Origin of the sequence: Bradyrhizobium sp. SUTN9-2 (genome assembly GCF_003122645.1) — a bacterium.
GTDB lineage: Bacteria > Pseudomonadota > Alphaproteobacteria > Rhizobiales > Xanthobacteraceae > Bradyrhizobium > Bradyrhizobium yuanmingense.
Genome location: NZ_LAXE01000001.1, coordinates 4,651,548 through 4,657,977, shown reverse-complemented (window position 1 = coordinate 4,657,977; position 6,430 = coordinate 4,651,548). Strand labels below are relative to the sequence as shown.

General features: G+C 63.9%; 5 protein-coding genes and 1 pseudogene. 5 read left to right on the top strand and 1 reads right to left on the bottom strand.

The window, feature by feature from the left end; genetic code table 11:
- Nucleotides 1-235: pseudogene (locus tag XF30_RS21620) on the bottom strand (hypothetical protein); the annotation flags it as partial.
- Nucleotides 236-398: 163 nt separating this feature from the next.
- Between XF30_RS21620 and XF30_RS21615 the strand changes: the two are divergent.
- From XF30_RS21615 to XF30_RS21595, 5 genes are all read left to right on the top strand, one after another.
- Nucleotides 399-824, top strand: coding sequence for a hypothetical protein (locus XF30_RS21615; protein WP_109145806.1), 426 nt, complete (start codon nt 399-401; stop codon nt 822-824).
- Complete coding sequence (locus XF30_RS21610; protein WP_109143801.1) at nt 817-2,052, top strand: HlyD family secretion protein; 1,236 nt, start codon at nt 817-819, stop codon at nt 2,050-2,052. The genes XF30_RS21615 and XF30_RS21610 overlap by 8 nt, the downstream gene beginning before the upstream one ends.
- Before the next feature lie 218 nt (nt 2,053-2,270).
- Nucleotides 2,271-4,163, top strand: coding sequence for an ATP-binding protein (locus XF30_RS21605; protein WP_109143800.1), 1,893 nt, complete (start codon nt 2,271-2,273; stop codon nt 4,161-4,163).
- A 110-nt stretch (nt 4,164-4,273) separates the two neighbouring features.
- Entirely contained in the window at nt 4,274-5,236 is a 963-nt protein-coding gene (locus tag XF30_RS21600) for an ABC transporter substrate-binding protein (protein ID WP_244608993.1), read from the top strand.
- Nucleotides 5,237-5,347: 111 nt separating this feature from the next.
- A partial coding sequence (locus tag XF30_RS21595) for a DUF3300 domain-containing protein (RefSeq protein ID WP_146207808.1) occupies nt 5,348-6,430 on the top strand: 1,083 nt, incomplete at its 3' end.

The window sequence follows — 6,430 nt, the reverse complement described above, 5'->3', positions numbered from 1 at the left end:
CCAGCACTTCCGTGAGGCCGTTGCGCACCGCGCGCTGGATCACGGTCGAGGCGAGCTTGATCTTCTCCTCCTCGGTCTTGCCCGAGGGCTTGCTCAAGCGCTCGATCAAGGCGCGCTTCTCCGCCTCGGCCGCGGCGGCAAGGCGCACATATTCCTCCGCCTTTTCGGCTTCCTTGAGGGCGGCTTCCTTACGAATCTGGGCTGCGCTGGGGATGAGATCGTCTAGGCCGGGCATGGCGGGCGGCTCCTGATGGTTGTCCAATCAGCATGCGGCTGACGCTAGGTTGGCCCTGACGTGTTCCCTTGACTCAAATCAAACAAACGCGAACATACCCGAACACAGTGCCGCCCATGGACGTTTTGACCGGGAGAGACGTTTGAGCGAGCAGCTTCATCCGATGGCACCGCATCATCTGCCGTTCTACCTCGCACCGGGGAGCGGGACCGATACGCTGATGGTGGTGATGGGCGTATTCCTGATCGGGGCCGTGCTCTGGGTCGGCACGCTCTACTGGAAACTGCACAGCCTGCCCGAGCGGATGGCGCACAAAACGCATAAACTGCAGTTCGAGTTAGTCGCCGTGCTCGGCCTGATCTCGCTGTTCACGCACATGCACATCTTCTGGATCGCCGGACTGCTCCTCGCAATGATCGATCTTCCGGATTTCGGCACGCCGCTGCGCAGCATTGCCGGGTCCGTCGAGAAGATCGCCGACGCGACGCCGGCCTCCGATGCGGAGGAAGTCCAGGCTGAGGCGGCCGTCGCACCGACCCCCGCGGACAAGCCGGGACCCGCCAAGGAGAAGGAGCGCAGTCATGCTTGAGCTGCTGATCTGCTCCCTCGTCACGATCCTTCCGGACTACCTGTACCGCCGCTACGCCCAGGGCAAGCGCTTCGGGAAGGAAATCACCTTCTTCTCGGTCTGGTACGAGCTGCGCTGGGGCATCACCGCCTGCCTGATGCTGACGGTGTCGCTCATCACCATGATCTTCTACTTCCATCCGGCGACATCGTCGGCGACGCTGTACTTCCGCACCGTGCCAATTCTGCCCGAAGGCTCGGGCCGTGTTGCCGAGGTCAAAGTCGGCTTCACCGCGCCCGTCAAACAGGGCGATGTGCTGTTCACGCTCGATAGCTCGAAGCAAAAGGCTGCGGTCGAGACCGCCAAGCGGAAGGTGGCAGAAGTCGATGCCGCCATGCAGACGGCGCAGGCCGACGTGGTCAAGGCCGAGGCGCAGCTCGGCGAAGCGAGGGCCAACTACCAGCAGGCCAAAGACGAGCTCGAGGTCAAGTCCGAGCTCCAGCGCCGCAATCCCGGCATCGTTCCGCAGCGTGACATCGACAAGCTCCAGGTGCTGGTCGATCAGCGACAGTCTGGCATCGACGCCGCGACCGCGGTGAAGCAGTCGGCGTCCTTGCAGGTCTCGGTTCTGCTGCCGGCCCAGAAGGCCAGCGCCGAAGCCACGCTCGATCAGGCTCAGGTCGATCTCGACAAGACCTATGTGCGTGCCGGTGTCGACGGGCGCGTCGAGCAGTTCCTGGTTCGCCCCGGCGATGTCGTCAACCAGCTGATGCGTCCGGCCGGTGTTCTCGTTCCGGAGGGCGCGGGCCGCAAGGCGCTCCAGGCCGGTTTCGGCCAGATCGAGGCGCAGGTCATGAAGACCGGCATGGTGGCGGAAGCGACCTGCATATCCAAACCCTGGGTCATCATCCCCATGGTGATCACGACGGTGCAGGACTACATCGCGGCCGGACAGTTTCGCACCGGCGAGCAGCTCATCGATCCGCAGAATGCCGTCCGTCCCGGCACGATCCTGGTTTTCCTGGAGCCGCTCTACAAGGGCGGTCTCGACGGTGTCACGCCGGGCTCGAGCTGCATCGTCAACGCCTACACCAGCAATCACGAGGAGATTTCGGCCAAGGACACCTCGACCAGCCGGAAGATCGCGCTGCACGTCGTCGACGGCGTCGGCCTCGTGCACGCGCTGCTGCTGCGGATCCAGGCGCTGTTGCTGCCGATCCAGACGCTCGTGCTGAGCGGCGGGCATTGAACGAGAGAAGAGGACGGATGAGACGTGGTCGCCGAAAGTCGTCCTCGCCTGCCATTTCGGCCGCCGGCGCCTATTATGCGCCGTCCTGCGCGCAACTCGTGGGCGCCTATGGCCGCCTCGTCACGCGCTGCTGAGGCCCGCGTCGGGGGCTGTCCGTATGGTGCGATTCCAGCTAGAATTGCCTGGAAAGCAGCTGCCGTAAGCTGTGAGGGTGCAGCATGAGCGGGGGCGCGTGCATAGACCGGCTGAAGCCACGGCTCGTGGCCGCGCTCCTATGTCTCGGCCTGCTCGTGGCCGAGTGCCTCTCGGCTGGGCAAGCCGGTGCGGTCGAGCGGAGCCGGCGCGGCGAGCTCAAACGCGTGCTGTTGCTGCATTCCTTCGGCCGCGAGTTCCGGCCGTGGAGCGAATATGCGCGCGACATCAAGTCCGAGCTCGAGCGGCAATCGCCCTGGCCGCTCGATATCCAGGAGCACGCGCTGCTCACTGCGCGCTTCAACAACCCTGGTCCCGAGGCGCCGTTCGTCGAATATCTACACTCGTTGTACCAAGGTGCGGTGCCGGACATCGTCTTGAGCATCGGCGCGCCTGCCGCCCGGTTTGCGCAGAAATATCGCGCCAGGCTGTTCCCCGATGCGCCGTTGATCCTCTCCGCGGTCGAGCATCGGCTGATTAATCGCACCGACCTCTGCGACAACGATGTCGTAGTGGCCGTCCGCAACGATTTTGTCGCGGCCTTCGACAACATTCTTCAGGTCCTGCCTGATACAAAATCGATTGGAATTGTGGTCGGAGCCTCGCCGCTCGAGAGGTTTTGGACGGAGGAGCTGAAGCGGGAGCTGAAACCTTTTGCGGAGCGGATCGAACTCGTTTGGTACTCGGATTTGTCGTTCGAGGAGATCCTGAAGCGCTCATCGAAGCTCCCGTCTCACACCGCGCTGTTCTGGGGGCTGATGTCCGTCGATGCGGCCGGAGTGGTCTATGAGAGCGACTGGGCGCTGCGCAGCCTGCATGCCGTCGCCAACGCCCCGATCTTCTCCTACCAGGAGCCGTTCTTCGGCGAGAGCACGGTCGGGGGACCGATGCACTTGATCGGGGAAACGACGTCGCGGACCGTCAGCGCCGCGATCGGCATTCTTGGCGGCGCGAAACCGGCGAGCATCAATTATGAGCCGATCGCCTTCGCCGCGCCGCGTTACGACTGGCGCGAGCTGCAGCGCTGGGGCATCAGCGAGAGTCGCCTGCCCAAGGGAAGCACCATCCTGTTTCGCGAGCCGAGTATCTGGCAGCGCTATCACTGGCAGATGCTGATGATCTCGGCTGTGTTCCTGGTCCAGACCGGACTCATCAGCGGGCTCCTGCACGAGCGTCGCCGGCGCCGCGTCGCCGAAGTCGAATCGCGTCAGCGGCTGGCGGAACTCGCCCACGTCAACCGCTACTCGGCAGTTGGCGAGCTGACCACATCGATCGCACATGAACTGAACCAGCCACTCGGATCGATTCTGACCAATGCGGAGACTGCACAGCTCATGCTCAGGGCCGCTCAGCCCGACCTTGTCGAGATTCAGCAGATCCTCGCCGACATCAGAAGGGACGACCAACGGGCGAGCGAGGTGATCCGTAGGCTGCGCAGCGTTCTGAAAAAGACCCCGTTTGAGGTCAAGCACATCGAGCTCAACGATACAGTGCGCGAAGCAATCGATTTGGTGAAGGCCCTCGCTCAGGGACGCCGGATCACGTTGAGCTATTTGCCGGCCCTGGCCGGCCTTCACGTCAAGGGAGATCCGGTCCAGCTTCAGCAGGTCATTCTCAACCTGATCATCAACGCGATGGATGCGATTTCCGATGCGGACGCCGGAAAGCGGGAGGTCAGCGTCGCGACCCAGCTTGCCGGCAATCAGGCCGAGATCAGGATCGCCGACACCGGGCCCGGAATACCCGCCTCCGATCTCGCAAGCCTGTTTGATCCGTTCTTCACGACCAAACCGCAAGGCATGGGCATGGGCCTTGCAATCGCCAGAACCATCGTCGAGGCCCATCACGGCACGATCGCTGCTGCGAACCAGCCTGCGGGCGGCGCACTGTTCACGATCAGGCTTCCGACCGCTCGCTGAGCGGGCGGTATCTTGATCTTGATCAAACATCACGGCGCTGAAGCCGTTCTCTCTCGATCGCATGACGAGTACGACGGGCGAGCGTGAGGCGTATGAGACGTCGTGACTTCATGACGCTGGTTGGTGCTGCTGCTGCGTTGCCGGTCCTGGCGAAAGCCCAGGACCGAATGCCCGCCGTCGGCGTGCTGACGGGCAATGTCGCTGGTGATCCCGGCGCGCAAATGCGCGTGGATGCCTTTCAGCAGGGTCTCACCGATCGAGGCTGGATCGCCAACCAGAACTACCGCCTGGAGGTGCGCTGGCCGGGCCCCGATCCGGCGCGCCAGAAGTTGGAGGCGCTCGAGCTCGTCGCCGCGGCGCCGGACGTGCTGCTCTCGACCAGTACCGGATCAACACGGGCGCTGCGCGATGCAACGCAACGAATTCCGATCGTCTTCGTGGGGCTTTCCGATCCGGTAGGGACGGGGCTTGTCGCCAATCTGGCCAGGCCGGCCGGAAATCTGACCGGCTTTTCGCTCTATGAGCATTCGATGAGCGGGAAGTGGCTCGGCCTTTTGAAGGACATGGTGCCGGGAATGAGCCATGCGGCCCTGCTGTTCAATCCGGAATCGGCACCCTACGGACCGTTCTATGTTCAAGCGGCGCACCAGATGGAAAGCCGTCTCGGCCTCAAGATCGCCGGTGCGAGCGTTCGCAGCGGTCCGGAGATGGCGGGAGCGATCGAGACGGCGGCGCGCACAGGCGGCGGCCTCGTCGTGCTGCCGGATGGCGGCTTCTTCGGATCCCACAGCGCGATGGCCATTGCATTGCTGGCGCAGCGGCGCGTGCCCGCCATCTTCGCAGTCCGTTTCTACGCGTCGAATGGCGGGCTGATGTCGTATGGTGCAGATCTGACCCAACAATTTCGTGATGGCGCCGGCTATGTCGACCGTCTCCTGCGCGGTGCCGATATCAGCACTCTCCCGGTGCAATTTGCCACCAGGTTCGAGCTCGTCATCAACATGAAGACGGCCAGGGCCCTCGGCCTGACGGTGCCGAACCGGCTTCTGCTGGATGCCGAGCTGATCGAATGATTATTCGATCTTGCGCTGCAGCAGCCGCGATGTCCCGTTTCGTTGATCTCGATCAACAAATGCTTGCGCCCCGGCTTGATCCTCCCGCACTGAAGTCCGAGGGAGGATGTGATGTTTCGTTGCGGCAAGACCCTGATGGCGCTGGCGCTGTTGATGGCGACTTCGGTCGCCGCAATGGCGCAGACCCCAACGACGCCTGCAGCCCCGGCGCCGCAGGCGCAGCCTGCCAGCCCGCCCGCACCGGCGGCCGAGCTCCTGAAGCCCGAGCAGCTCGAGGCCCTCGTCGCGCCGATCGCGCTTTATCCGGACGAGTTGCTCGCCAATGTACTGGCCGCCTCGACCTATCCGCTGGAGGTGGTGCAGGCCGACCGCTGGCTGAAGGAGCGCAAGAGCCTGAAGGGCGATGCGCTGAAGACGGAAGTGGAAAAGCAGGGCTGGGACGACAGCGTCAAGGCGCTGGCCAGCACCGCCGATGTCCTCGCGATGATGAGCGAGCAGCTCGACTGGACCAAGAAGCTGGGCGATGCCTTCCTCGCCCAGCAGCCCGACGTGATGGACGCGATCCAGCGTCTGCGCACCAAGGCCTATGACAACAAGAAGCTCGTCACCACCAAGCAGCAGAAGGTCAGCGTCCAGTCTCAGGAAGGCAAGCAGGTCGTCGTGATCCAGCAGGCCGATCCCGCGGCGATGTACGTGCCGTATTACGACCCGGCGACGGTCTACGGCAGCTGGCCCTATGCGGAGTATCCGCCCTATTATTGGGGCTACCCGTCTTATATCGGCGCCGGCGTGGTCGCGGCTGGCATCGCGTTCGGCACCGCCTGGGCGATCGGACGCTGGGGCAATTACTGGGGCGGCGGCTGCAACTGGGGCAACCGCAACGTCTATGTCAACCATCGCACCACGAATATCGGCAATGGCTGGCAGCACAATCCGGCGCATCGCGGCGGTGTGCGCTACAACAACAGCAATGTTCAGCAGCGCTTCGGCAACAACAATCTGAAGGCCGGCGTGTCGGACCGGATGGATTTCCGCGGCCGCGACGGCAACCAGGTGCTGCGTCCCGACCAGGGTGCCGGGTACCGGGCTGGAGATCGTGCGGGTGATCGCGGCGGTCCAGGAGATCGCGCAGGTGATCGCGCCGGCAATCGTGGCGACCGTCCGGGCGCGGGCGACCGCCCCAGCGCAGGGACG